The 25,537-nt window shown below is 60.3% G+C and carries 23 protein-coding genes; 9 read left to right on the top strand and 14 right to left on the bottom strand.

The features are described from left to right. The first annotated feature begins 3 nt into the window (after nucleotides 1–3). The gene (locus QZR14_RS10845; RefSeq protein WP_250606251.1) at nucleotides 4–330 is read left to right on the top strand and encodes a hypothetical protein; all 327 of its coding nucleotides are present in this window, start codon (nucleotides 4–6) and stop codon (nucleotides 328–330) included. An 83-nt stretch (nucleotides 331–413) separates the two neighbouring features. Then, complete coding sequence (locus tag QZR14_RS10840; RefSeq protein WP_311996527.1) at nucleotides 414–1,163, top strand: YkgJ family cysteine cluster protein; 750 nt, start codon at nucleotides 414–416, stop codon at nucleotides 1,161–1,163. 120 nt (nucleotides 1,164–1,283) lie between these two features. On the opposite strand, the gene QZR14_RS10835 is transcribed toward QZR14_RS10840, so the two are convergent. The 5 genes from QZR14_RS10835 to QZR14_RS10815 form a co-directional block, all read right to left on the bottom strand. Beyond that, on the bottom strand, nucleotides 1,284–1,523 hold the full coding sequence (locus QZR14_RS10835; protein ID WP_250606249.1) for a hypothetical protein: 240 nt from the start codon (nucleotides 1,521–1,523) through the stop codon (nucleotides 1,284–1,286). A 111-nt stretch (nucleotides 1,524–1,634) separates the two neighbouring features. After that, on the bottom strand, nucleotides 1,635–1,940 hold the full coding sequence (locus QZR14_RS10830; RefSeq protein WP_250606248.1) for a class I SAM-dependent methyltransferase: 306 nt from the start codon (nucleotides 1,938–1,940) through the stop codon (nucleotides 1,635–1,637). A gap of 129 nt (nucleotides 1,941–2,069) precedes the next feature. Next, nucleotides 2,070–2,489 carry a hypothetical protein gene (locus QZR14_RS10825; RefSeq protein WP_311996526.1) on the bottom strand — a complete coding sequence of 140 codons (420 nt, stop codon included), beginning with the start codon at nucleotides 2,487–2,489 and terminating at the stop codon, nucleotides 2,070–2,072. Further along, nucleotides 2,452–3,081: a nucleotidyltransferase domain-containing protein gene (locus QZR14_RS10820; protein WP_250606246.1), complete on the bottom strand. Its 630-nt coding sequence runs from the start codon at nucleotides 3,079–3,081 to the stop codon at nucleotides 2,452–2,454. The genes QZR14_RS10825 and QZR14_RS10820 overlap by 38 nt, the downstream gene beginning before the upstream one ends. 193 nt (nucleotides 3,082–3,274) lie before the next feature. Next, nucleotides 3,275–3,637, bottom strand: coding sequence for a DUF6124 family protein (locus tag QZR14_RS10815; RefSeq protein WP_123595730.1), 363 nt, complete (start codon nucleotides 3,635–3,637; stop codon nucleotides 3,275–3,277). Nucleotides 3,638–4,710: 1,073 nt separating this feature from the next. Here QZR14_RS10815 and QZR14_RS10810 point away from each other — a divergent pair. The 7 genes from QZR14_RS10810 (at nucleotide 4,711) to QZR14_RS10780 (ending at nucleotide 14,883) form a co-directional block, all read left to right on the top strand. Next, nucleotides 4,711–5,868: an efflux RND transporter periplasmic adaptor subunit gene (locus QZR14_RS10810; RefSeq protein ID WP_311996525.1), complete on the top strand. Its 1,158-nt coding sequence runs from the start codon at nucleotides 4,711–4,713 to the stop codon at nucleotides 5,866–5,868. Then, on the top strand, nucleotides 5,865–8,966 hold the full coding sequence (locus tag QZR14_RS10805) for a multidrug efflux RND transporter permease subunit (protein WP_311996524.1): 3,102 nt from the start codon (nucleotides 5,865–5,867) through the stop codon (nucleotides 8,964–8,966). Before QZR14_RS10810 ends, QZR14_RS10805 begins: the two co-directional genes overlap by 4 nt. Before the next feature lie 9 nt (nucleotides 8,967–8,975). Then, nucleotides 8,976–9,653, top strand: a complete 678-nt coding sequence (locus QZR14_RS10800; protein ID WP_166221297.1) for a heavy metal response regulator transcription factor — start codon at nucleotides 8,976–8,978, stop codon at nucleotides 9,651–9,653. Further along, nucleotides 9,643–11,007: a heavy metal sensor histidine kinase gene (locus QZR14_RS10795; protein WP_311996523.1), complete on the top strand. Its 1,365-nt coding sequence runs from the start codon at nucleotides 9,643–9,645 to the stop codon at nucleotides 11,005–11,007. Before QZR14_RS10800 ends, QZR14_RS10795 begins: the two co-directional genes overlap by 11 nt. 410 nt (nucleotides 11,008–11,417) lie before the next feature. Further along, entirely contained in the window at nucleotides 11,418–11,639 is a 222-nt protein-coding gene (locus QZR14_RS10790; RefSeq protein WP_311996522.1) for a hypothetical protein, read from the top strand. A gap of 197 nt (nucleotides 11,640–11,836) precedes the next feature. Next, entirely contained in the window at nucleotides 11,837–13,153 is a 1,317-nt protein-coding gene (locus tag QZR14_RS10785; RefSeq protein ID WP_311996521.1) for an OprD family porin, read from the top strand. Nucleotides 13,154–13,377: 224 nt separating this feature from the next. Then, nucleotides 13,378–14,883, top strand: coding sequence for a sensor domain-containing diguanylate cyclase (locus QZR14_RS10780; protein ID WP_250606240.1), 1,506 nt, complete (start codon nucleotides 13,378–13,380; stop codon nucleotides 14,881–14,883). 148 nt (nucleotides 14,884–15,031) lie between these two features. Here the strand turns inward: QZR14_RS10780 and lpxC are convergent, their stop codons facing one another. From lpxC to murD, 9 genes are all read right to left on the bottom strand, one after another. Continuing rightward, complete coding sequence (gene lpxC, locus QZR14_RS10775) at nucleotides 15,032–15,943, bottom strand: UDP-3-O-acyl-N-acetylglucosamine deacetylase (RefSeq protein WP_007916984.1); 912 nt, start codon at nucleotides 15,941–15,943, stop codon at nucleotides 15,032–15,034. Between the two features lie 112 nt (nucleotides 15,944–16,055). Then, entirely contained in the window at nucleotides 16,056–17,252 is a 1,197-nt protein-coding gene (gene ftsZ, locus QZR14_RS10770) for a cell division protein FtsZ (RefSeq protein WP_016986475.1), read from the bottom strand. Nucleotides 17,253–17,356: 104 nt separating this feature from the next. After that, nucleotides 17,357–18,616, bottom strand: coding sequence for a cell division protein FtsA (ftsA, locus tag QZR14_RS10765; protein ID WP_007916987.1), 1,260 nt, complete (start codon nucleotides 18,614–18,616; stop codon nucleotides 17,357–17,359). Nucleotides 18,617–18,631: 15 nt separating this feature from the next. After that, entirely contained in the window at nucleotides 18,632–19,498 is an 867-nt protein-coding gene (locus QZR14_RS10760) for a cell division protein FtsQ/DivIB (RefSeq protein ID WP_250606238.1), read from the bottom strand. A gap of 4 nt (nucleotides 19,499–19,502) precedes the next feature. Further along, nucleotides 19,503–20,462, bottom strand: a complete 960-nt coding sequence (locus tag QZR14_RS10755) for a D-alanine--D-alanine ligase (protein ID WP_250606237.1) — start codon at nucleotides 20,460–20,462, stop codon at nucleotides 19,503–19,505. Continuing rightward, the gene (gene murC, locus QZR14_RS10750) at nucleotides 20,459–21,919 is read right to left on the bottom strand and encodes a UDP-N-acetylmuramate--L-alanine ligase (RefSeq protein WP_016987574.1); all 1,461 of its coding nucleotides are present in this window, start codon (nucleotides 21,917–21,919) and stop codon (nucleotides 20,459–20,461) included. Before murC ends, QZR14_RS10755 begins: the two co-directional genes overlap by 4 nt. Continuing rightward, nucleotides 21,912–22,982: an undecaprenyldiphospho-muramoylpentapeptide beta-N-acetylglucosaminyltransferase gene (murG, locus tag QZR14_RS10745; protein ID WP_250606236.1), complete on the bottom strand. Its 1,071-nt coding sequence runs from the start codon at nucleotides 22,980–22,982 to the stop codon at nucleotides 21,912–21,914. Before murG ends, murC begins: the two co-directional genes overlap by 8 nt. After that, the gene (gene ftsW / locus QZR14_RS10740) at nucleotides 22,972–24,189 is read right to left on the bottom strand and encodes a putative lipid II flippase FtsW (RefSeq protein WP_007916996.1); all 1,218 of its coding nucleotides are present in this window, start codon (nucleotides 24,187–24,189) and stop codon (nucleotides 22,972–22,974) included. Before ftsW ends, murG begins: the two co-directional genes overlap by 11 nt. Then, entirely contained in the window at nucleotides 24,186–25,532 is a 1,347-nt protein-coding gene (gene murD / locus QZR14_RS10735) for a UDP-N-acetylmuramoyl-L-alanine--D-glutamate ligase (RefSeq protein ID WP_311996520.1), read from the bottom strand. The genes ftsW and murD overlap by 4 nt, the downstream gene beginning before the upstream one ends. Nucleotides 25,533–25,537: the final 5 nt, after the last annotated feature.

The raw sequence follows: 25,537 nt of genomic DNA, 5'->3' as shown, positions 1-25,537 counted from the left end.
ATCATGAAAGCCATCACCTTAAGCCTGCTCTGCCTCACCGCCCTCGCCTCCCAGGTCCAAGCCTCGAGCCCCGACGCCTGGGCCGCTTACGACAAAACCGTACTCGCCAGTTGCACCAAGGCCAGCGGTCTGAAAAGCGCCAAACCGGTCGGCACGCCCGCACAATTCGATGACCGCGTCGGCTATACCGCCGTCCTGCTGCAAGGCCAATACCCGCAAAAACACATGAAAGGCCAGCAAGGCACCGAGCTTTGCCTGTACAACAAACAATCGAAAACCGCCTTCGTCACCGAGTGGGACTCGATCCGTCCGACCGCCAAAGCCCAGTGAGTGGCGCATAACTTGCTTCGATCCGCGCCTGTGCGGTGGTTTTCCGCCACCGTTTCACACCCTGATTGAAGACAGATCGCTCAATGAATACGACGTTTTCCTGCGTAGGCTGCGGCAAATGCTGCACCGACCACCATGTCCCGCTGACCCTGGCCGAAGCCCGCATGTGGGCGGCGGATGGCGGTCAGGTGATCGTGCTGGTGGAGGCTTTTCTCGGTAATGGCCTGGGTTTGCCGGCGCAGCAGCGGGAACATGCCGAACGTCGCTCAACGCACGTTCGCAGCGGCACGACAGACGCCCATGTAGCAATCACCTTCGCCGCTTACAACGTCGGCCGCTGCCGGAATCTTGACGAAGAAAACCTGTGCCGGATCTACGAGCGACGGCCGTTGGTGTGCCGCATTTATCCGGCGGAAATCAATCCGCATATCCCGCTCAACCCTGCCGCCAAGGATTGCCCGCCGGAGTCCTGGCAACAGGGGCCGGTGCTGATTGCCGGGGGCGAGTTGGTCGATCAGGAGCTGATTGAATTGATTCAACGTTCGCGCCAGGCCGATCGCGATGACATCGGCATCAAGGACGCGATCTGCGCGACGCTGGGGATTCGCACCACAGCGCTGAAGGGTGACGGCTTTACTGCGTATTTGCCGAACATGGATGCGTTTGCGGCGGTGATTGATCAGGTAACGGCCCAACCGTTGACGATGGCGCCGAGTGAGTGGGTGTTTCATCTGTCGGGCGATGATGTGGCCGGGCAGGTGTTGGCGGCGGGGGCACAGGTGGTGACTGAGCCGGCGCAGACCTATGCGTTTATCTCGCTTCGGGCGGCTTGATCGGGGTTTTGCAAGATCGAACTGGCCTCATCGCTGGCAAGCCAGCTCCAACAGGTATCTCGGGCATTCACATAATTTGTGTACGACACAGAACCCTGTGGGAGCTGGCGGGAATAAAACTCAGCGCTTGCCCATCGAACGACGGGTGCCCGGCGGCGCCATGCCCGGGGTCTTGGTGTGGCCGTTCTTGGCGCCGTTCTTGTACCAAGGCTGGTTCGAGCCTTTGGCAGCGGCCAGTTCGCCCGGTTTGAAGGGGAACTTGAATGCCGGGATTTCGGCTTTGGTTTCGCTGGTATCGGCCAGTTCAGCCGAGACATCGCTCACGGCGTCGTCAACCGGCGGCAGGGTCGGGGAAGTCATAAAAGCTCCGGAAAGCAAAAAGTCGGGCCCGATCAGTGAGCCGCGAAGGCGCGCAGTATACCTGTGCGCCATGGCTCGGCACCTGAAGATTTGCAGCGCACGCCGAACGGTTTACAGATAACTGATGATGACAATGCCTTTGTCGTTCGAGGTCTTCAGCGCTTCGTAGCGCATGGAAATCGGCAGCGCCTGATGACTGCAAGCATTGCGATCGGTGTCGACATCGACTTTCACGCCGGGCGTGATTTCGATCTGACGAGAATCACGAGCAACAAACGCCCCGACCGGTCCGACCTGACAACCCGAATCAACGATTTGCCCGCTGAAGCGGATCTCACCGGATTGACTGGCCGGCGCGGCGAACGCTGTGAGTGGAAGCAAGAGAAGCACAGACGGCAGAGCGGTTTTCAGCTTCATTTCAAGACACTCCCGAAGTGGACGGCCCAGAGAGATTTGGGCCGTGCGCGGCCTGAGCCATACAAGCTGTATCCGCTCATAGAGGCGGATCTTTAAGAGATTAGTCAGGATCGCAAGCCGTGCCGGATGTCAGTTAATTCGTTGCTGGACGTTACTCAATAATTGCGAGGTGCTTTCCAACAACTGCGCCAGAAGCGCGTCATCCTCATCCATATACCCTTCGTATTCTGCGAGATTGCGCCGCTCATGACACAACGCGAACAATCGCACCTGAACCTTGCTGATATGCGCCGTATGCACCAGACACTGAAAGACCAGATAGCGTTTATCCGATCGATAGCCACTCAATCGGAGCGCAGTCAGCGCCAACGCGTGCGCTGCGTTATAAGCCAAGTCGAAACGGCTGGAAAAAGACAATGTAGAAGTTTGCGCATCCTTGAGCCGATCCACGGCCGAGCGCATCAAGCCCTCACACTCCTTGCGATCCGGCGGCTCCGCTTTCAGCCCACCGCTACGTAGAAGATTCTCCAGACTCTCGTTGCTGCCCATCCTTGGACTCCAAAGGGTTTGCCCCTAACAGATCGATTTTTTCCTGCTGCACCACCCGCACGACAAAGCTGTTTTGCGCAGCCAGTTTCGCCGCCCAGTCTTGCGGGGTGTAAAGCGTCGGATTGATGGGACGACCCAATTGCTCCTCCATGGGCATGAGCCGTTCCATGACGTCACTGTAGTGCAGGCCTTCGCCGATCAGCATGAGATCAATGTCACTGAGTGTGTTTGCTGTGTCCTTGGCGATGGAGCCATAGACAAACGCCCAGGTGATCTGCTCGGTAAATGGCTGCAATGCCTGACGCAGAGGCTCGGCGATGCCAAACGTCTTGCGGGCGATGCCCAGTAGTTCGGCATAGATGGGACAGGTGGGATTGGCCTGGTAATGGTTCTGATTGCCCACTCTCGTCATGCGCAACACACCGGCTCGCTGCAGACGGTCGAGTTCACGCATGAGACTGCCTTTGCCAACACGCGCCCAGCGCGCGATCTCATTGGCATAGAAAGTCTGGTCAGGCTTACCGAACAGCAGACCCAACACTTTTTGTTGAGTGGTGGTAAACAGCGCTTCGCTTAGAGAGATCGTTTCCACTGTGAAGCCCAAAGAGTCCCAAAAAGGGAACGATAGGTCCCTTTTTGGGACTTATCAACCTTGAGAATATTTCCAGAGACAGCGGCCACAGACCAATAGCCATCGCGAACAGGCTCACACCCACATTTGGAATGCGATCCCCTTGTAGGAGCGAGCCTGCTCGCGAAGAACGATGACGCGGTGTTCAGACGGATTATGTCTGCGGATCAACCCGATCCAGCGCCCGGTTTACCGCCAGCTCGGCGAGCATGACGATCTGCTGAATCGCCAGCGCCGTACTGCGCTGCGGACGACTGAGCTGATCGGCCAGATCACCGGCCATGACATTGGCTGAAGCCAGCGATTCGCAGGCGTGGGCCAGCAGGCTTTCGGTGTCGATGTTCGGGTGGATGAGGAACATCGTACTGGGCTGACGCGGCTTGACCGGTTCGGGGCAGAGGTAGAAATCGAGAGCGCGCTTGATGGCTTCGCGGGTTTTGATCTGATCGTCGGCGCGGAGGGCGTCTTCGAGTGGGGTGGTGGGATCGATGGGTGGATCGGGAACTGGCTTAGTCATTGATTCAGTCCTTACTGATTGGAGCCAACAATTACCGTTTCTCACGCGGCGAATTGGGTGGCAGCTACGTACGGGGTGAGAAACCGGGCAAGGACCAGTACAACCTCCGGCCGGACCGAAGTCCGCCCGCACATAGCTGCCATAAAAAAGCAGGCAGCAATCAGCTGGCGCCGATTATGACGGTACTGGTGTTGGAATAATACTTAGCCCGGGTTCTCACACCCGATCACCGAGTTTTCGGCGACACCCAAAGACTAGAGAGCGCACGTCCGACGGACAACCTGAAAACCTTGTGGGAAGGTTCTGGTTATTTGACACAAATTTAAACAGCCAAAAGCCAACCCTCACCCTAGCCCTCTCCCGGAGGGAGAGGGGACTGACCGAGTCGTTTGGGAGAGCTACGCCGACGTGAAATACCGAGTCGAACTCAGATTCTGAAACAGATCAAAAGCCCCTCACCCTAGCCTTCTCCCGGAGGGAGAGGGGACTGACCGTGGTGTTTGCGGGAGGTACGCCGACGTGCAATACCTCGTTGAATTTGGATCTTGAAAAGCACACAAATCGGCTCCCTCTCCCTCGGGAGAGGGCTGGGGTGAGGGGCAAATCCACCACAAATCCAAAGCCGAGCACGCTGTGCTCCTCACCACTCAATAGGCCGAGTGTCAGCTCGCCTGCTTTTGATCTTGATCCACGGGCGACGTCGGAAGGCTGAGTGGAGGGATTGATCCGGGCGTGGGAGCGCAGCGACCGTTTGGCGAAGCCAAACACAGCGGGAGTAGGTGCAGCGAAGCAAACCGGAGACGCTGCGCCCGGATCGATCCCGGAGCGAAGGAACCCCGAGCCCCAGCGAGCGGGCCGTACGTAGGAGCAAGCGTTTTTTGCTTACTTTTTTAGGCGCTCTTGTAAAAAAGTGAGTCGCCGTAAGGGCGAAACCCTAAGCCGCCGTTACCGCAGCAACGGATCCACCGCAAAGAAAACTGACAGCGCTGACAGCTAGCCGTCACCCTACTGACCCGCAGACAGGTTTATAAAGACAACAACCCTGCCCAAACTCCGCCCGGCGCCCACCCCGCATGCGAATCCAAAAGAACAAAGCCCTGCTAGCCCTAGTGATCGTCTTGGCCGCCGCAGGCACATGGTGGGCAATGAAACCCGCCCCCACCAAACTCGCCACCCCCACCGCCATCCCCGTGCGAGTCATCGCGGTCAGCGAAAAAGACGTCCCCCGCTACACCAGCGGCATCGGCTCCGTACTCTCATTACACAGCGTCGTCGTGCGCCCACAAATAGACGGCATCCTCACCAAAATCCTCGTCAAAGAAGGCCAACTCGTCAAAGCAGGCGACCTGCTGGCCACCATCGACGACCGCTCCATCCGCGCCAGCCTCGACCAGGCCCGCGCCCAACTGGGCGAAAGCCAGGCGCAACTGCAAGTCGCCCAGGTCAACCTCAAACGCTACAAACTGCTCACCGTCGACGACGGCATCTCGAAACAGACCTACGACCAGCAACAAGCCCTGGTCAACCAGCTCAAAGCCACCGCCCAAGGCAACCAAGCCTCGATCGACGCCGCGCAAGTACAACTGTCCTACACGCAAATCCGCTCCCCGGTCACCGGCCGCGTCGGTATTCGCACAGTAGATGAAGGCAACTTCCTGCGCACGACCGACACCGCCGGACTGTTCACCGTCACCCAGATCGACCCGATCGCCGTCGAATTCTCCCTGCCCCAGCAAATGCTGCCGACCCTGCAAGGCCTGATCAACGATCCACAGCGTGCGCAGGTCAAGGCCTACATCGGCGCCGACACCGATGGCGAAACCGGCAACCTGCTCGGCGAAGGGCACCTGACCCTGATCGACAACCAGATCAACGCCAACACCGGCACCATCCGCGCCAAAGCCGAATTCGACAACGCCAGCCAAAAACTCTGGCCCGGCCTGCTGGTGACGGTAAAAATTCAGACAGCCCTCGACAAAGATGCGCTGGTCGTCCCGCCCACCGTCGTACAACGTGGCCTCGATCAACACTTCGTTTACCGAGTGAATGGCGACAAGGTCGAAGCGGTGCAGGTGCAGATGGTTCACCAAGGCAGCGGCCAGGACATCATCAAAGGCGTGAAGGCCGGTGATGTGCTGGTGACCGATGGCCAGTCGCGGCTCAAACCCGGTTCGACCGTGCAAGTCATGAGCGAGCCGCCGCAGGTGGTGCAAGCGGAGCCGAAACCATGAAGGCGCACAAAGGCGTCTCCACGTGGTGTATCGATCACCCGGTCGCAACAATTCTGCTGACCATTGCCTTGGTACTGGTCGGGTTGATTGCCTTCCCGCGCTTACCGATTGCCCCACTGCCGGAAGCGGAATTTCCGACGATTCAGGTGTCCGCGAAATTGCCCGGCGCCAGCCCCGACACCATGGCCTCGTCCGTGGCCACGCCGCTGGAGGTGCAATTCAGTGCCATCCCCGGCATGACCCAGATGACTTCCAGCAGTGCGCTCGGCTCTACCCTGCTGACCCTGCAATTCAGCCTCGACAAGAGCATCGACACCGCCGCTCAGGAAGTCCAAGCAGCGATCAACACCGCCGCCGGCAAGTTGCCCAAAGACATGCCAACGCTGCCGACCTGGAGGAAGGTCAACCCGGCCGACAGCCCGGTGCTGATCCTCAGTGTCAGCTCGACGCAGATGCCCGGCACCGAACTCAGCGATCTGGTGGAAACCCTGCTCGCGCGTCAGATCAGTCAGATAGACGGCGTAGGCCAAATCAACATCACCGGTCAGCAACGTCCGGCGATCCGCGTTCAGGCTTCGGCGGACAAACTCGCGGCGATCGGCCTGACCCTCGCCGACATCCGTCTGGCGATCCAGCAAACCAGCCTCAACCTCGCCAAGGGCGCGCTGTACGGCGAGTCGAGTATTTCCACGCTGTCGACCAACGACCAGTTGTTCCAGCCTGAGGAGTACCGCCAGCTCATCGTTTCCTACAAGGATGGCGCCCCGGTTCACCTAAGAGATGTCGCCAACGTTATCAACGGTTCGGAAGATGATTATGTGCAAGCGTGGGCGGGTGATCGACCGGGGGTAAACCTTGTGATTTCGCGCCAACCTGGCGCCAACATTGTCGAGACAGTGGATCGCATCCAAGCCGCCCTGCCCGGCCTCGAAGCCATGCTGCCGGCCTCTGTGCAGGTCGACGTTCTGATCGACCGCACCCAGACCATCCGCGCCTCTCTGCATGAAGTCGAGATCACGCTATTGATCGCGATCCTCCTGGTGGTGGCAGTGATGGCGCTGTTCCTGCGTCAGTTGTCGGCGACGCTGATTGTTTCGGCGGTACTCGGCGTGTCGCTGATCGCCAGTTTCGCCTTGATGTACATCCTCGGTTTCAGCCTGAACAACCTGACGCTGGTGGCGATCGTGGTGGCCGTGGGATTTGTGGTCGACGATGCCATCGTGGTGGTGGAAAACATCCACCGGCATCTGGAGGCCGGCGACGACATGCGCGAGGCCGCGATCAAAGGCGCCGGCGAGATCGGCTTCACCGTGGTCTCGATCAGTTTCTCGCTGGTGGCGGCGTTTATTCCGCTGCTGTTCATGGGTGGTGTGGTCGGGCGACTGTTCAAGGAATTCGCCCTGACGGCGACCTCGACCATCATGATTTCCGTGGTGGTGTCGCTGACCCTGGCGCCGACGCTGGCGGCGCTGTTCATGCGCAAACCGGTGCACCACGCCCACGCCAAACCGGGCTTCAGCGAACGTCTGCTCGGCTGGTACGAGAAAGGTCTGCGCCGCGCCCTCGCCCATCAGAAGTTGATGATCGGCGTTTTCGGTTTATCGCTGGCGCTGGCCATCGGCGGTTACATCTTTATCCCGAAAGGTTTCTTCCCGGTGCAGGACACCGGTTTCGTCCTCGGCACCACCGAAGCCGCTGCGGATATTTCCTACGGCGACATGGCAAAAAAACACCTGGCGATGGCCGAAATCGTCGCCGCCGATCCGGCCGTGCAGGCGTTTTCCCACTCGGTCGGCGTGTCCGGCAGCAACCAGACCATAGCCAACGGCCGCTTCTGGATTGCCCTGAAAAAACGCGGCGACCGTGATGTTTCAGCCAGCCAGTTCATCGACCGCATCCGTCCGCAACTGATGAAAGTCCCCGGCATCGTTCTCTACCTGCGCGCCGGCCAGGACATCAACCTCAGCTCCGGCCCGAGCCGCGCGCAGTATCAATATGTGCTGAAGAGCAACGACGGCGCGACCCTCGCGACGTGGACGCAACGCCTGACCGAAAAACTGCGCAGCAACCCGGCGTTCCGTGACATTTCCAATGACCTGCAACTGGGCGGCAGCATCACCCACATCAGCATCGACCGCAGCGCCGCCGCACGTTTCGGCCTCACCGCCAGCGATGTCGACGAGGCGCTGTACGATGCCTTCGGCCAACGGCAGATCAATGAATTCCAGACCCAGGTCAACCAGTACAACGTGATTCTGGAGTTGGACACCAAACAACGCGGCAAGGCCGAAAGCCTCAACTATTTCTACCTGCGCTCACCGCTGAGTGGCGAGATGGTGCCGCTGTCAGCGCTGGCCAAATTTGACGCGCCGACCATTGGCCCGTTGTCGATCGCGCATGACGGCATGTTCCCCGCCGCCAACCTGTCGTTCAACCTCGCGCCTGGCGTGGCGTTGGGTGATGCGGTGATTCTGCTCAATCAGGCCAAGGCCGAGATCGGCATGCCGACGGCGATCAGCGGCAATTTCCAGGGCGCGGCGCAGGCGTTCCAGAGTTCGCTGGCCAGCCAGCCATGGCTGATTCTCGCGGCGCTGGTGGCGGTGTACATCATTCTCGGTGTGCTTTATGAAAGCTTCGTGCACCCGCTGACGATCATCTCGACGCTGCCGGCGGCAGGTTTGGGTGCGGTGATCATGCTGTGGATCTGCGGTCAGGACTTTTCGATCATGGCGTTGATCGGTCTGGTGTTGCTGATCGGTATCGTCAAGAAGAACGGCATTCTGATGATCGACTTCGCGCTCGAAGCGCAGCGCCAGCGAGGCCTGTCGCCGCAGGAGGCGATTTTCGAGGCGTGTATCACGCGGTTCCGGCCGATCATCATGACCACCCTCGCCGCCCTGCTTGGCGCTCTGCCGCTGATGCTCGGTTACGGCACCGGTGCCGAGTTGCGCCAGCCGCTGGGGATCGCAGTGGTCGGCGGTTTGCTGGTCAGCCAGATGCTGACGTTGTTCACCACGCCGGTCATATACTTGTGGCTCGAGCGGCTGTTCCACCGGCCCAAACCGATGCCCTCACCGGCACTGGCGACCACAGACTGAGGCAGGGTCATGCGCGTTCTGATTATCGAAGACGAGGAAAAAACCGCGGACTATCTGCACCGCGGTCTGACGGAACAGGGTTACACCGTGGATCTGGCCCGCGACGGCGTCGAAGGTCTGCATCTGGCGCTGGAAAGCGACTACGCGGTGATCGTCCTCGACGTCATGTTGCCGGGCCTCGATGGCTTTGGCGTGTTGCGCGCGTTGCGTGCGCGCAAGCAGACCCCGGTGATCATGCTCACCGCCCGCGAGCGCGTCGAAGACCGCATCAAAGGCCTGCGCGACGGCGCCGACGATTACCTCGGCAAACCGTTTTCCTTCCTCGAACTGGTCGCGCGCCTGCAAGCGCTGACCCGGCGCAGCGGCGGCCATGAACCGGTGCAGGTGAGTATCGCTGACCTGTGGATAGATTTGATCAGCCGCAAGGCCACTCGCGCAGGCACCCGTCTGGATCTGACCGCCAAAGAGTTTTCGCTGTTGAGCGTCCTCGCCCGCCGCCAGGGTGAAATCCTTTCGAAAACCGCGATTGCCGAGATGGTCTGGGACATCAATTTCGACAGCGACGCCAACGTCGTCGAAGTCGCGATCAAACGCCTGCGCGCCAAGCTCGACGGGCCGTTCGACGAGAAGCTGCTGCACACCATCCGGGGCATGGGTTATGTGCTGGAGAGCCGTGATGTCCAGTAACTCGATTGCCCTGCGCCTCAGTGGAATGTTCACTCTGGTGGCGCTGCTGGTGTTTCTGTTGATCGGCGGCGCGTTGTATCAGCAAGTCGATAAAGGCTTGGGGTTGCTGCCGGAAGCCGAGCTGGATGCCCGATATAGCGTGCTCGAATCGGCGCTCAATCGCTTCGGTACGCCGGAGCATTGGGTGAAGATAAACGCCAAGTTGAAGCTGCTCGGCGAAGAGGACAAACGCATTCGTTTCTGGGTGGTGAGTGGTGATCCGGGTTACGAATATGGTCAGCCGGACGCTGCGATCCGTGCCTTCGCCAAAGGCCCGTTGGGCATGCATGACCTGCAGTTGCCCGGCCAGCCTTACCCACTGAAAGTGCTGCTGACCGAGTTGCCGGCCAAGGATCAACGCCCGCCGCTGCGCTTCATGATCGGCATCGATACCGAGACGTTCCATGAGACTCAGCACAATCTGCTGATTGCGCTGATCGGTCTGGCGATTGTCGGCGTGTTGATGGCCTCGGCGCTGGGCTATTGGGTCGCTCGGATCGGCCTCAAGCCGTTGATCAAACTGTCCCACGAAGCTCAGCGCTTGGCGCCCCCATTACGCGCCGGGCGCTTGCGTCTGTCGCCGCTGCCTCCGGAGCTGGAGCAGTTTGTCGACTCATTCAACTCGACGCTGGAGCGGGTTGAACAGGCTTACTCGCGACTGGAATCGTTCAACGCCGACGTGGCCCATGAACTGCGTTCGCCGCTGACCAATCTGATTGGCCAGACGCAAGTGGCGCTGACCCGTGGACGCTCCGCCGAACACTATTTCGAAGTGCTGCAATCGAATCTGGAAGAGCTCGAACGGCTGCGCTCGATCATCAACGACATGCTGTTTCTGGCCAGTGCCGACCAGGGCAACAAGGCGACCAAACTGACCTCGACGTCACTGGCTGATGAAGTGGCGACCACACTGGAATATCTGGATTTCATTCTTGAAGACGCGCAGGTTCAGGTGCAGGTCAGCGGTGATGCGCTCGTGCAGATCGAGGTCGCGCATTTGCGCCGGGCGCTGATCAATCTGTTGAGCAACGCCGTGCAACACACCGGGCCGGGACAGGTGATCGAGGTGCGCATCGAGATCGAGGAACATCAGGTGAGTATCGGCGTGGCCAACCCCGGCTCGCCGATTGCCAGCGAACACTTGCCGCGCTTGTTCGAGCGTTTTTATCGGGTGGATGCGTCGCGCAGCAACAGTGGCAATAACCATGGCTTGGGGCTGGCGATCGTCAAGGCGATTGCGTTGATGCATGGCGGCGATGTGTTTGTGCGCAGTGATCGCGGGATGAATACCTTCGGGATTTATCTGCCGGTCTGAAAAGCCCCTCACCCTAACCCTCTCCCAGAGGGAGAGGGGACTGACCGCGTTGTTCTTTCAAGGTACGCCGACCTGGAATATCCAGTCGAACTCAGATTCTGAAAAGCATGAAGATCTGCTCCCCTTCTCCCTGGGGGAGCGAGACTGGCCGAGTTTTTCTCTCGAAGTACGCCGACCTGAAATATCCAGTCGTAGTCAGGCTTTGAAAAGCATGGAGATCTGCTCCCTTTCCCCCTCGCCCCCTTGGGGGAGAGGGCTGGGGTGAGGGGGTTGCTCTTGGCTGCACCGCAACCTTTGACTTTTACCTCCTGCGCAACAGTCATTTATGAAAATCACGCTGTTTCCCGACGCCCGGCAACCTTATCTTTGCCCGCACCAAACAGCACTCGCCAAGCGAGAAGGTTTTCAAGATGTCCAACAGTATGGGTATTGCCAGCGCGTTCGTTTTGTCCTCATTGATCCTGTCGCCGATGGCGATGGCTGAAGAATCGCAGTCGTTCGTAGCGCACAACGTCGCTCGCGCGCAGGCCTTCGATCAACATCAGGCCGAAGTGATGGCCAAGGCGCAAGACGCCGCGCAAGCCCCGCAGGCGGCCACTTCCCAGGCTCAAGCTACCGAGAAAGACAGCTGAGTCGCGCACCGCGCCAACGTTTCCCTCGACGCGGTTGTTTGGCTCTTCCCGTTCAACCGTCGTCATTCCAGGCCGCTGCTTTTCAGCGGCCTTTTTTCGTTGTGGTCTGAAAGCCGTCTGGTTCGTCTGTAACAACAAGAAACATCAAGCCCCTCACGCCATTGAAGGGCCAGTTGACCCAAGGAGCTCCATCGCACGTGCGTTACCCAGTCCGCTTCACCCCGCTGTTCATTGCAATTGCCGCAACGATTGCTCCCGCCGTCCACGCCGATGAACCTGCCAAAGAAGGCTTCGTCGAAGGCTCGAGCCTCAACCTCAACGCCCGCAACTACTACATGAATCGCAACCGCTTGCAGAAAGCGGACGACAACATCGAGTGGGGCCAGGGCTTTCTCGGGGTTTTCCAGTCAGGCTATACCGAAGGCACGGTCGGTTTCGGCCTCGATGCCCACGCCATGCTCGGGTTGAAGCTGGATGGCGGTGGTGGCACCGACGGTTCGAGCATCTTGCCGGTCAGGGAGAATGGCGGCAAAGCCCCGGGTTCGTTCTCCACGGCGGGTGGCACGCTGAAAATGCGCGCGTTCGATACCGAGTTGAAGGCCGGTGACCTGTTCCTCACCAACCCGGTCATCGCCGGCGGCGACACGCGCATGCTGCCGCAGACTTTCCGGGGTGTGAGCCTGACCAACCACAGCTTCGACGGCTGGTTGATCGAGGGGGGCCAGGCGAGTTTCACCAAACCGTACAACCAGAGCGGCCATACGCGCATCGGCACCTCGTACGGGACGCTGGCCGATGGCGACGAGAGTCAGCACCTGAACTGGACCGGCGTGGCGTGGAGCGGCGTCGAAGGCCTGACCAGCAGCCTGTACGCCGCTGAGTTGAAAGACATCTGGAACCAGTACTACTACGACCTCGACTACACCTGGCAGTTGAGCGATCTGGTCAGCCTCAACCCGGGCCTGCACTTCTATCACACGCAAGACACCGGCGATGCGCTGCTCGGCAACATCGACAACAACACCTACAGCGTGCATTTCACTGTCGGCGTCGGCAGCCACAGCGTCACTGCCGCCTATCAGCGGGTCAACGGCAACACGCCGTTCGACTACATCAGCCAGGGCGACAGCGTTTATCTGGATAACTCGCAGCAGTATTCCGACTTCAACGGCCCGAACGAACGCTCGTGGAAGCTCAAGTACGCCTATGATTTCGCCGGTGTCGGCGTGCCGGGGCTGACCTCCTCCGTGTCCTATTCACGCGGTACGGTGGATCTGACCAAGGTCGACCCCGACAGCAAGGGCTATTCCAACTGGTACAGCGCCGATGGCCGCAACGCCAAGCATTGGGAACGCGATCTCGATTTGAAGTACGTGGTGCAAAGCGGTCAGGCCAAGGATCTGGCGGTACACCTGCAATGGGCAACCAACCGTGGCGGCAACGGTTACGGCGTGATTGATTCAGATACAGATGAGTACCGCGTGATCATCGACTACCCGCTCAACGTCTTCTAAGATCGGCGCCGCCATAACACCGTCTTAAATTCAGTGATGCACCCTGTGTGCAAGCCTGCTCCGAGCGGCGCTCCGACGAAAGCGGTCTACCATTCGACATCCAGGTTGAATGACACAGCGCTTTCGCGAGCAGGCTCGCTCCCACATTAGGAATGGTTTCTGGCTTCGGCAGCAGTGTTTGTGCAACTACGCTTATAAGACTTTCCCCCAACCGACAGCCCATCATGATCGCGAGCCGTACCCCACCCGTTGCGGGCAAGACCGGACGCCCCGAATTGCTGCTGATCTGCGGCAGTTTGCTGAGCGTGATCGCGATTCTGTGCATCGTCACGTTCCTGCTGATCCGCGAGCACGCCAACGCTCAGGAATCGGCGACACGCAGCGCCACCACCATCGCGCAACTGATCGACGCCGATGTACTGCGCACCGTCGAGCTGTACGACTTGACCTTGCAAGGTCTGATCGCCGCCGCCCAGCGCGATGACCTGCAAGATGTCTCACCGCAGATCCGCCACCTGGCGCTGTTCGACCGCTCAACCACGGCGCGCTTCAAGGGCGACATACTGCTGCTCGACAAGAACGGTGATGTGCTTGCCGACTCCTCGCGGATCGAACCGAAGCCGGGCAACTTTGCCGACCGCGACTACTTCCTCGCCCACGCGCTCGACCGCCACATCGGCATGTTCATCAGCCGCCCATTCAAGACCCGTTGCGACTGTGACGAGGCCAATCAGTGGCGAATCAGCTTCAGTCGACGGATTTCCTCGGAAACCGGTGAGTTCGCCGGTGTGGCCGTGGCGTCGATGAAACTCGATTACTTCGATCAGTTGTTCAACAGCCTCGACATCGGCAATGACAGCACGCTGAACATCATCAACAACGACGGCATCCTGCTGGCGCAGAAGCCTTATCTGCAAAGCGATTCCATCGGCAAGAGCTTCGGCAACCGACCGAATGTCGTGCGGATCCTCGGGGACAAGGATGGCAATGGCAGTTTTACCAGCACCTCAAGCATGGACCAGCAACAGCGGCTCTATACCTATTCGCGGGTCGGTAATCTGCCGCTGACGGTGATGGTCGCGCTGTCCAGCGACGAAGTGTTCGGCACCTGGCGGCGCACCGCGATTCTGATCAGTGGTGCCACGGGCGTGTTGTGTATGGGTTTGCTGTGGCTGACCTGGTTGCTGGCTCGCGAGTTGCGCCTGCGCCAACGGGCCGAGCGCGAGCTGGCGCAACTGGCCGCCACCGATGCGCTGACGGGCTTGGCCAATCGGCGGATGCTCGATCAGACACTGCGTCACGAATGGTTCCGCGCCCAGCGTTCAGGTAAACCGCTGTCAGTGATGATGATCGATGCCGATCACTTCAAGGCCTTTAATGACCGGCATGGCCATCAGGGCGGCGATTTGGCGCTGAAGACGCTGGCCAGGGTCATCACGGAAAATGTGCGGAGACCGGCGGATCTGGTGGCGCGCTACGGAGGTGAAGAGTTTTCGGTGATTCTCGCCGAGACCGACGGCCAGGGCGCGCAGCAGATTGCCGAGCATATTCGTCAGGCGGTGGAGCAATTGCCGTTGGTCGACGGTGCCGATCGGCCGATGACCGTGAGCATTGGCATTGCGACGTGGACGACGGCGAGCGAGATGACGCTGGAGCAGTTGTTGTTTGCGGCGGACAAGGCGCTGTATCAGGCCAAGGAAGGTGGGCGTAATCGGGTCGTGAGCTATTAGGATCAAAAGATCGCAGCCTTCGGCAGCGCCTACAGGATGATCGGATTCCCATGCAGGAGCTGCCGAAGGCTGCGATCTTTTGATTTTAAACGAGCATAAAAAAAGGCCATCCGAGGATGGCCTTCAAAAAACTAGAGAGGTTTTTTACTTACACGGCCGCAACCGGGCGCATGTAAGAGATCGGTGCGGTGCTGGCGTCTTCGAACGTTACCACTTCCCAAGCGTCTGTCTGCTCAATCAACTTGCGCAGCAGCTGGTTGTTCAGTGCATGACCGGACTTGAAGCCTTTGAACTCACCAATCAGGCTGTTGCCCAGCAGGTAAAGGTCGCCAATCGCATCGAGGATCTTGTGTTTGACGAATTCGTCTTCATAACGAAGACCGTCTTCGTTCAACACACCATCAGCGTCGACCACGATTGCGTTTTCAACGCTGCCGCCGAGTGCGAGGTTGTGCTTGCGCAGGTACTCGATGTCACTCATGAAACCAAAGGTACGGGCGCGGCTGACTTCTTTTACGAACGAAGTGCTGGAAAAATCCACGCTTGCACTCTGGGTGCGGTCCCGGAATACCGGGTGATCGAAATCGATCTCGAAGCTCACCTTGAAGCCTTCGAAAGGGACGAAAGTGGCGCGCTTGTCGCCGTCTTCCACTGTCACTTCACGCAGGATGCGGATGAATTTCTTGGCGGCGTCCTGTTCTTCCAGGCCTGCCGATTGAATCAGGAATACGAAGGGTCCAGCGCTGCCATCCATGATCGGGACTTCGGACGCGGAGAGCTCGACGTAGGCGTTATCGATGCCCAGGCCAGCCATGGCCGAGAGCAAGTGCTCTACCGTGTCCACTTTGACGTCGCCGTTGATCAGCGTCGTCGACATAGTGGTTTCACCGACGTTTTCCGCGCGGGCAGGAATCTGCACCACAGGGTCGAGGTCAGCGCGACAAAACACAATGCCAGTGTCGACAGGCGCAGGCTTGAGGGTCAGATAGACCTTCTCACCGGAGTGCAGGCCTACACCTGTGGCACGGATAATATTTTTCAGTGTGCGTTGTTTAATCATGGCTTGGGCCGCTTCAGCGCAAATTGCGAACTGGTATCAACAAAGGCTGGCGATGATAGCAGACCATGCCTTTGCTGAACACCAATCACCTTCATAGCCCTGATACATTCCATCAATCGGCCTGACGACGCAGGAAAGCCGGGATGTCCAGGTAGTCCAGGTCATCTTGCGGATTCATCTTCGCGGCAGCCGCAGCACCGGCCTGAGCCTGGTTGCGCATGACGGTCGGACGGTCCAGATCACGGTAGTTCACCGCTGGCGCTTCCTGACGGGCCGGAGCCGGTTGTTGCACCTGAGCGGAAGCCATGGAGGTGTGAACGGTGTTGTCGATGACCTTCACAGGCTTCTCGATTTTCGCGCCCAGACCGGTGGCAACCACAGTCACGTGCAGCTCGTCGCGCATGTCCGGATCGATAACGGTACCGACCTTGACCATCGCGTGTTCGGAAGCGAAGGCTTCGATGATCGAACCCACGTCGGAGTACTCACCCAGAGACAGGTCAGGACCGGCAGTGATGTTCACCAGGATGCCGCGTGCACCTTGCAGGTTCACGTCTTCCAGCAGCGGGTTGCGAATTGCAGCTTCGGTCGCTTCACGTGCACGGTTCGGACCGCTGGCGCAGCCAGTGCCCATCATCGCCATGCCCATTTCGCTCATCACGGTACGCACGTCGGCGAAGTCGACGTTGATCATGCCCGGACGCTTGATGATGTCGGAGATACCGCGAACGGCACCGGCCAATACATCGTCAGCCTTGGCGAAAGCCGACAGCAGGCTTGCGTCTTTACCGAGGATGGTCAGCAGCTTCTCGTTGGGAATGGTGATCAACGAGTCGACGCTTTCGGAGAGCATGCGGATGCCTTCGTCGGCGATCTGCATACGCTTGCGGCCTTCGAACGGGAACGGACGCGTCACGACAGCGACGGTCAGAATGCCCATTTCCTTGGCCACTTCGGCGATGATCGGCGCAGCACCGGTACCGGTACCGCCGCCCATGCCAGTGGTGATGAACACCATGTTGGTGCCCTGCAGGACTTCGGCAATGCGCTCACGGTCTTCGAGAGCGGCCTGACGACCTACTTCAGGGTTGGCGCCAGCGCCCAGACCTTTGGTCACGCCGGTGCCCAGTTGCAGAATGGTGCGCGCGCCGATGTTTTTCAGCGCTTGAGCATCAGTGTTGGCGCAGATGAATTCAACGCCTTCGATGTTGCTCTTGACCATGTGATTGACAGCGTTGCCGCCGCCACCGCCAACACCGATAACTTTGATTACCGGGCTTGCGGGGATGTTGTCTACGAGTTCGAACATTTTCCCTCTCCTTACATTCTCTAGTTTTTTCGCCTACTGCATTTTTGTCGCGGTGCATCTACTGCTACTGCTTGCCGCCTGAAGCTTGACGCTTCGAGCTGCTTTTAAAAGTTGCCTTGAACCCACTTCTTCAATCGGTCCAGCAACGGCGCCTGAGGCTCTTCGTTGCTGTAGCTGTCGCGGCTGCCGATGCCGGAGAACGAAACCCCGTCGGACTGCTTTTGCAGGCCGTACATCAACAAGCCAACGCCAGTGGAATAAATCGGGTTGCGCACCACGTCATCCAGGCCTTTCACGCCATGCGGCACACCGAGGCGGACCGGCATGTGGAAGATTTCTTCGGCCAGTTCAGTGGCGCCTTCCATCTTCGAGGTGCCACCGGTCAGCACGATGCCGGCCGGGATCAGGTCTTCGTAGCCGCTGCGACGCAGCTCGGCCTGAATCAGCGTGAACAGTTCGTCGTAGCGCGGCTCGACCACTTCGGCCAGGGCCTGACGCGACAGCTCGCGCGGTGGACGGTCGCCGACGCTCGGCACCTTGATGGTTTCACCGGCACCGGCCAATTTGGCCAGGGCGCAGGCGTAGCGAATCTTGATCTCTTCGGCGTACTGGGTCGGGGTGCGCAACGCCATGGCGATGTCGTTGGTCACCTGATCACCGGCAATCGGGATCACAGCAGTGTGACGGATCGCGCCTTCGGTGAAGATCGCGATGTCGGTGGTACCACCGCCGATGTCGACCAGACACACGCCCAGCTCTTTTTCGTCGTCGGTCAGCACCGAGTACGCGGACGCCAGTTGCTCAAGAATGATGTCGTCGATTTCCAGACCGCAGCGACGCACGCATTTTTCAATGTTCTGTGCGGCGTTGACGGCGCAGGTGACCACGTGAACCTTGGCTTCCAGACGCACACCGGACATGCCCAGAGGCTCACGAACGCCTTCCTGGTTATCGATCACGTAATCCTGCGGCAGGGTGTGCAGCACGCGCTGATCAGCCGGGATCGCCACAGCCTGAGCGGCGTCGAGCACGCGCTCAAGGTCGGCCGAGCTGACTTCACGATCGCGGATCGCAACGATGCCGTGGGAGTTCAGGCTGCGGATGTGATTGCCCGCCACACCGACGAACGCCGAGTGAATGCGGCAGCCCGCCATCAGTTGGGCTTCTTCGATCGCGCGCTGGATCGATTGCACGGTGGACTCGATGTTGACCACCACGCCCTTCTTCAGGCCACGGGACGGATGGGTACCGATCCCGACGATTTCCAGCGAGCCGTCGTCGGAAACCTCGCCGACCAGCGCCACCACCTTGGAGGTGCCGATATCGAGACCGACGATCATTTTGCCGCTTTGCACGTTTGCCATGGGTCCTGCCTCTTCTTAATTCTTCGCGACAGCGGGTTGGGCTGTCGTCGGCGCGACTGGTTCCCGCCAGCCAACAGCGAGGCCGTTGGCGTAGCGCAGATCGATGCGCGCAATGTTCGTAATCTGTTCTTTAAGCGTCTTGTCATAGATGGCGATAAAGCGGCGCATCTTTTCCACCAGGTTTCCGCGTCCCAGCAGCAACTCGATGCCGGGGCCGGAACTGCCGGCACCGGTGGTCAGGAACCAGCTCCCGCGTTCACGCAGTTCCAGGCGTGCAATCGAGAAGCCCAACGGCCGCAGCATCTGGCTCAGCACCTGATACTGCTGCATGACTTGCTGCTGGGCCCGTTGTGGGCCGAACAGCTGTGGCAAGTGTTCGTAGTTCGCCAGTTCCCTGGGCGTAAACGCCTGGCCCTGGTTGTTCAGCAACGACTCGTCACCCCAACGCGCCACCGGCAGTTGCTCTTCGAGGCGGATCACCACCTGGTCCGGCCATACCCGACGCACTTCGGCGTGGGCGATCCACGGCATCTGTTCAAGCTCGGTACGCATCCCGGCCAAATCGATGGTGAAGAAGCTCGACGCCACGTATGGGGCGATTCGCTGCTGCACCGCTTGCTGGCTGATGTAACTCAGGTCGCCCTGCACGGCGATCTTGGTGATCGGCCGGTCGGCGTACGGCAGCAAACGTGTTGCACCTTCGTAGGTACCAAAGCCCAGCGCCACCAGCAGCACCGGCCAGAACAGACTTTTCAGAAAGCTGAAATTGGCTTTCGGCAGGCGCGCGGACATCGGCTCTTTCGCCACCATTCGGCTGGCACCCCGCGGCACCGGCTTGCGGCCGGGTGCGGGAGGCTGATGTCTGAGCTGAGCGCCTTGCATCGTCTTAACCTCGAGCGTCTTCAACACTGGCGGCCAGAATGGCCAGAACCAGTTGCTGGAAATCCAGGCCAGCCGCACGGGCCGCCATCGGTACCAGACTGTGATCGGTCATGCCCGGCGCGGTGTTCACTTCCAGGAACCAGAACTGCCCGTCGGCGTCCTGCATCACGTCCGCCCTGCCCCAACCGGCAATACCCAGCGCCTCACAGGCCTTGGCCGTGAGATCCATGAGTTCCTGTTCCTTGGCGGCATCCAGCCCGCACGGAATGCGGTACTGGGTATCGTTGGCGATGTACTTGGCGTCGTAGTCGTAGAACGTGTGCGGTGTACCCAGGGCAATTGGAGGCAACACCTGGTCACGCAGAGTGGCGATGGTGAACTCCGGACCTTGAATCCATTGCTCAACCAAGACTTGCGAATCGTAGGTACTGGCCGCTTTCCATGCGTCGATCAACTCGGACGCAGAACTCACTTTGGCCATCCCGATACTTGAACCTTCATGCGCCGGTTTGACGATCAAAGGGAAGCCCAGTTCCGTCGCCGCCGAAATACAATCGGCTTCGCTGCACAGCACGGCGTGACGCGGCGTCGGAATCCCGAGGCTGTGCCAGACCTGTTTGGTGCGCAGTTTGTCCATCGCCAGTGCCGAAGCCAGAATGCCGCTGCCGGTGTACGGAATGCCCGCCACTTCGAGCAGGCCCTGCATGGAGCCGTCTTCACCGCCACGACCGTGAAGAATGATGAAGGCGCGGTCGATCTTTTCGCTGAGCAGACGTTGCAGAATGTCGGCGCCAACGTCGATGCCGAACGCGTCCACGCCAGCGCTTTGCAGCGCGTCGAGCACGGCGTTACCGGATTTCAGCGACACCTCACGCTCGGCACTCAGGCCACCGAAGAGTACGGCGACGCGGCCGAAGTCTTTCGGCGCGATCGTGGAGAACAGTTTGGCGTAGGCAGCAGTCATTTCAACTTCCCCTCGACCGACGCCGCCACGGCGCCAGCGAACAATTCACTTTTCAACAGCTTCGGCGCGAGACCGCCGATATCACCGGCGCCCTGACACAGCAGGATGTCGCCGGCACGCAGCAGCGGTTTGACCAGCGGCGCCAGATCGACGCCACGCTCGATGTAGATCGGGTCGAGCTGACCGCGCTGACGGATGCTGTTGCACAGCTTGCGGCTGTCGGCGCCCGGGATCGGCTCTTCGCCGGCCGGATAGACTTCCATCAGCAGCAGCACGTTGGCGTCGGCCAGTACATTGACGAAATCGTCGTACAGGTCGCGGGTGCGGCTGTAACGGTGCGGCTGGTAGACCATCACCAGACGGCGCTCCGGCCAGCCACCGCGCACGGCTTTGATCACTGCGGCGACTTCGGTCGGGTGGTGACCGTAATCGTCGACCAGCATCACGTTGCCGCCGTCCACTGGCAGTTCGCCGTAGACCTGGAAGCGCCGACCAACACCCTGGAAGCCCGACAGGCCCTGGACGATGGCTTCATCGCTGACGCCTTCGTCGGTGGCGATGCAAATGGTCGCCAGCGAGTTGAGCACGTTGTGGTTGCCGGGCATGTTCACCGACACGTCCAGCGGCTCACGATCCGGGCGCAGCACGGTGAAGAACGTCTGCATGCCTTGCTGGCGAATATTGATCGCGCGCACGTCAGCGTCTTCGCTGAAGCCGTAAGTCACGGTCGGACGTTTCACCAGCGGCAGAATTTCGCGCACCACCGGATCGTCCAGGCACATCACGGCCAAACCGTAGAACGGCAGGTTGTGCAGGAACTCGACGAAGGTTTTCTTCAGTTTGTTGAAGTCACCGTCGTAGGTTGCCATGTGGTCGGCGTCGATGTTGGTGACCACGGCCACCAGCGGTTGCAGGTGCAGGAAACTCGCATCGCTTTCGTCGGCTTCGGCGATCAGATAACGGCTGGTGCCGAGCTGGGCATTGGTGCCCGCGGCATTCAGACGGCCACCGATGACGAAGGTCGGGTCCAGACCACCGGCGGCGAACACCGAAGCGATCAGGCTGGTGGTGGTGGTTTTGCCGTGCGTACCGGCAACGGCGATGCCGTGGCGATAGCGCATCAGTTCGGCGAGCATCTCGGCACGCGGCACCACCGGGATGCGGCGCTCAAGCGCGTTCGCCACTTCCGGGTTGGAGGTATTCACAGCGCTCGACACCACCAGCACATCGGCGGCAGCGGCGTTCTCGGCACGGTGGCCGATGAAGATGTGCGCGCCGAACGATTCCAGGCGCTCGGTCACCGGCGAAGCTTTCAAGTCGGAACCGGACACTTCATAGCCCAGGTTCAACAACACTTCGGCGATGCCGCACATGCCCACGCCGCCGATACCGACGAAGTGGATGCGACGGATGCGGCGCATTTCCGGTTGCGGCATGGCTTTCTGATTCTCAACCATGGGCCACCTCCAGACAGGTATCGACCACGCTACGGGTGGCATCGGGTTTCGCCAGACGGCGGGCCGCTTGGGCCATATCTTCGAGTCGTTGCGGTTGCATCAAGACCTCTGTCAGGCGCGCGGCAAGGTCCGCGGCACCAGTCGTTCTTTGCGGCATCAGGAAGGCTGCGCCTTCACGGGCCAAATAATCGGCGTTGCGGGTCTGGTGATCGTCGATCGCGTGGGGCAAAGGCACCAGCATCGAGGGCAGACCGGCGGCAGCCAGCTCACTGATGGTCAACGCGCCTGCGCGGCACACCACCAGGTCAGCCCAGCCATAGGCCTGGGCCATGTCTTTGATGAACGGCTGCACCTGCGCATCCACGCCGGCGGCGCGGTAGCGCTCTGCAGTCACTTCATCGTGGTTTTTGCCGGCCTGATGAAACACTTCCGGGCGCAAATCGGCAGCGACTTGGGCCAGGGCTTCAGGCAGCAATTTGTTCAACGGTTCTGCGCCCAGGCTTCCGCCGAGGATCAGCAAACGCGCTTTGCGACCGGCCAGGGCAGGTCGCGATGTGTCGAGGAACAGCTCGCTGCGCACCGGGTTTCCGGTGGTACGGCGGGTGTCCGACAGAGTAAAGGTGTCGGGGAACGCTTCACACACCCGGGCGGCGAACGGCACCAGCAACCGATTGGCGGTGCCGGCCACAGCGTTCTGCTCGTGAACGATCACCGGCACGCCGGCCAGTTTTGCGGCGAGGCCACCGGGGCCGGTCACATAACCACCGAAGCCGACCACACACACTGGCTTCAAGCGACGAATGATTGCCCGCGCCTGCCACACCGATTTCAGCAGCATGAACGGCGCCTTGAGCAGCGACAGCTTGCCCTTGCCGCGCAGGCCGGTGGCGTTGATCCGGTGCAGTTGCAGACCGGCCGCCGGCACCAGTTCGTTTTCGATACCGCGTGGCGTGCCGAGCCAGTGCACGGTGTAACCGCGCGCCTGAAACTCGCGGGCACAGGCCAGCGCCGGGAATACGTGGCCGCCGGTTCCGCCGGCCATGATCAATACGTTAGCGCCCATGATTCGGCTCCTCGGCGAAGTCGCTCTCATGGAATTCCATCTCTTCACTGCCCAGGTGGGTTCGACTCTCCCACTCGATCCGCAGCAACAAGCCCAGACAGGCACAGCAGATCACCAACGAACTGCCGCCATAACTGAGGAACGGCAAGGTCAGACCTTTGGTTGGCAGCAGACCGACGTTCACCCCGATGTTGATCAGGAATTGACCAATCCACAGGAACGACAGGCCGTAAGCCACATAAGCGGCGAAAAACTGTTTGGCTTTCTCTGCCCACAAGCCGATGTACATGCCGCGAATACACACGAACACGAACAGCGCGACAGTGCACAGCGAACCCACCGCGCCCAGCTCTTCGGCCAATACCGAGAACACGAAGTCGGTGTGTGCTTCCGGCAGATAGAACTGCTTCTGCACGCTGTTGCCCAGGCCCACGCCCAGCCACTCGCCGCGACCGAAAGCGATCAAGGCTTGCGACAATTGATAACCGGCGCCGAACTGGTCGGCCCACGGGTCAGCGAAGTTGGTCAGACGCGCCATCCGGTACGGCTGCATTTGAATCAGCAAGACCACCGCCCCGACCGCCAACACCACCATCAGCGAGAAGCGGAACAGCCCGACCCCGCCGAGAAATAGCATGGCCGCCGCAGCGCCCATCATCACCACGGTGGCACCGAAGTCCGGCTCCATCAGCAGCAGACCGGCCATCGGCAGCAGCACGATGAACGGCTTGAAGAAGCCCATCCAGCTCTCGCGCACTTCTTTCTGACGCCGCACCAGATAACCGGCGAGGTAGATCACCACGAACACCTTGGCGATCTCCGACGGCTGCACGTTGAAGAAGCTGAAACCGATCCAGCGCATCGAACCGTTCACTTCGCGCCCGATGCCCGGGATGATCACCATCACCAGCAAACCGAACGCACCGATCAGCATCAGCCAGCCGAGGCGTTGCCAGGTGGCGATCGGAATCATCATGGTGACGATGCACGCGCCCAGACCCAGCACCACATAAATAAGGTGGCGAATCATGTAATACAGCGGGCTGCCCGACTGCGCCGCCGCAACTTCGGTGGACGCCGAGGCAATCATGATCAGGCCGAGACCGAGCAGCGCCAGGCAACCGGCGAGCATCGGGAAATCGAGGTCGATGCCGCGCCCGGTGATAATCGGCGACGGATACGGCTTGATGATATTGCGCAGGCTCATGCCAGTTCCTCCACGGCGCGGACGAACTGGTGACCACGGTCTTCGTAATTCTTGAACATGTCGAAACTGGCGCAGGCCGGCGACAGCAGCACCACGTCACCCGGTTGGGCGGCGGCGCGGCACTGCGCAACGGCGTCGACCAGCGAGGTCGCGCGAATCAGCGGTACGGCATCACCGATGGCTGTGCCGATCTTGTCCGAGTCGCGGCCCATCAGGATCACGGCGCGGCAGTTGGCCGCCACCGGACCACGCAGATCGTTGAATTCGGCACCCTTGCCATCACCACCGGCGATCAGAATGACCTTGCCGTCGATGTCCGCGCCCAAGCCTTCGATGGCGGCCAGTGCGGCGCCAACGTTGGTCGCTTTGGAATCGTTGTAATAGGCCACGCCGTCGAGATCGCGTACCCACTGGCAGCGATGTTCGAGGCCGGCGAAAGTACGCAAGGCCGAGAGCATGGCGTCGAACGGCAAGCCCACGGCATGCCCCAGCGCCAATGCCGCGAGGGCGTTGGACTGGTTATGGGCGCCGCGAATCTTCAGCTCACGCACCGGCATCAGGTTCTGGAATTCGAAGGCCAGATACTTCTCGCCGTCTTCTTCGCGGATACCGAATGCCTTGAAATCCGGTTTGGTCAGGCCGAAGGTCCAGCATGGCTGGCCCTCGCCCATCAACGGACGGGTCAGCGCATCCTGACGGTTGACCACGAACTGCCTGGCGCCACGGAAGATCCGGTGCTTGGCCAAGTGGTACGCCGGCAGACCGCTGTAGCGATCCATGTGGTCTTCGCTGATGTTCAGCACGGTGGCCACTTCGGCATTGAGCTGGTCGGTGGTTTCCAGTTGGAAACTCGACAGCTCCATCACGTAAAGCTCGACGTCGTCGCTGAGCAGGTCCAGCGCCGGGGTGCCGAGGTTGCCACCGACGGCGACGCGCTTGCCAGCCGCAGCCGCCATCTCGCCAACCAGCGTGGTCACGGTACTTTTCGCGTTGGAACCGCTGATGGCCACGATCGGCGCCCGTGCGTTACGCGCGAACAGCTCGATGTCGCCGGACAGTTTCACGCCACGGGCCGCAGCGGCTTGCAGGGCCGGGGTCGCCAGCGCCAGGCCGGGGCTCACGTAGAGCTCGTCGGCACGGCACAGGAATTCGACGTCCAGCTCGCCACAACGCACTTCCACGTGCGGATAGTCACGCTTGAGCGTGGCCAGTTCCGGTGGATTTTCCCGCGTGTCGGCCACGGCAAACGACGTGCCCCGGTTCGCCAGGAAGCGAACCAGGGACATGCCGCTCTTGCCGAGGCCGACAACGATGCGGAAGTGGTCAGAAGCGATCAGAGACACTCGTT

This window comes from Pseudomonas sp. rhizo66 (assembly GCF_031931925.1).
Taxonomy (GTDB): Bacteria; Pseudomonadota; Gammaproteobacteria; order Pseudomonadales; family Pseudomonadaceae; genus Aquipseudomonas.
The sequence above is the reverse complement of the archived record's forward strand: the minus strand, read 5'-3'. Positions and strand labels throughout refer to the sequence as shown.

Excerpts from the sequence above, each read along its gene's own strand:
- QZR14_RS10795 (WP_311996523.1), top strand. The coding sequence starts at position 9,643 with ATGTCCAGTAACTCGATTGCCCTGCGCCTCAGTGGAATGTTCACTCTG.
- QZR14_RS10840 (WP_311996527.1), top strand. The coding sequence starts at position 414 with ATGAATACGACGTTTTCCTGCGTAGGCTGCGGCAAATGCTGCACCGAC.
- QZR14_RS10805 (WP_311996524.1), top strand. The coding sequence starts at position 5,865 with ATGAAGGCGCACAAAGGCGTCTCCACGTGGTGTATCGATCACCCGGTC.
- QZR14_RS10830 (WP_250606248.1), bottom strand. The coding sequence starts at position 1,940 with ATGAAGCTGAAAACCGCTCTGCCGTCTGTGCTTCTCTTGCTTCCACTC.
- QZR14_RS10835 (WP_250606249.1), bottom strand. The coding sequence starts at position 1,523 with ATGACTTCCCCGACCCTGCCGCCGGTTGACGACGCCGTGAGCGATGTC.
- QZR14_RS10780 (WP_250606240.1), top strand. The coding sequence starts at position 13,378 with ATGATCGCGAGCCGTACCCCACCCGTTGCGGGCAAGACCGGACGCCCC.
- QZR14_RS10755 (WP_250606237.1), bottom strand. The coding sequence starts at position 20,462 with ATGACTGCTGCCTACGCCAAACTGTTCTCCACGATCGCGCCGAAAGAC.
- QZR14_RS10810 (WP_311996525.1), top strand. The coding sequence starts at position 4,711 with ATGCGAATCCAAAAGAACAAAGCCCTGCTAGCCCTAGTGATCGTCTTG.
- QZR14_RS10815 (WP_123595730.1), bottom strand. The coding sequence starts at position 3,637 with ATGACTAAGCCAGTTCCCGATCCACCCATCGATCCCACCACCCCACTC.
- QZR14_RS10825 (WP_311996526.1), bottom strand. The coding sequence starts at position 2,489 with ATGGGCAGCAACGAGAGTCTGGAGAATCTTCTACGTAGCGGTGGGCTG.
- murG (WP_250606236.1), bottom strand. The coding sequence starts at position 22,982 with ATGGGCGCTAACGTATTGATCATGGCCGGCGGAACCGGCGGCCACGTA.
- QZR14_RS10790 (WP_311996522.1), top strand. The coding sequence starts at position 11,418 with ATGTCCAACAGTATGGGTATTGCCAGCGCGTTCGTTTTGTCCTCATTG.
- ftsA (WP_007916987.1), bottom strand. The coding sequence starts at position 18,616 with ATGGCAAACGTGCAAAGCGGCAAAATGATCGTCGGTCTCGATATCGGC.
- QZR14_RS10845 (WP_250606251.1), top strand. The coding sequence starts at position 4 with ATGAAAGCCATCACCTTAAGCCTGCTCTGCCTCACCGCCCTCGCCTCC.
- ftsW (WP_007916996.1), bottom strand. The coding sequence starts at position 24,189 with ATGAGCCTGCGCAATATCATCAAGCCGTATCCGTCGCCGATTATCACC.
- QZR14_RS10760 (WP_250606238.1), bottom strand. The coding sequence starts at position 19,498 with ATGCAAGGCGCTCAGCTCAGACATCAGCCTCCCGCACCCGGCCGCAAG.
- murC (WP_016987574.1), bottom strand. The coding sequence starts at position 21,919 with ATGGTTGAGAATCAGAAAGCCATGCCGCAACCGGAAATGCGCCGCATC.
- ftsZ (WP_016986475.1), bottom strand. The coding sequence starts at position 17,252 with ATGTTCGAACTCGTAGACAACATCCCCGCAAGCCCGGTAATCAAAGTT.
- QZR14_RS10800 (WP_166221297.1), top strand. The coding sequence starts at position 8,976 with ATGCGCGTTCTGATTATCGAAGACGAGGAAAAAACCGCGGACTATCTG.
- lpxC (WP_007916984.1), bottom strand. The coding sequence starts at position 15,943 with ATGATTAAACAACGCACACTGAAAAATATTATCCGTGCCACAGGTGTA.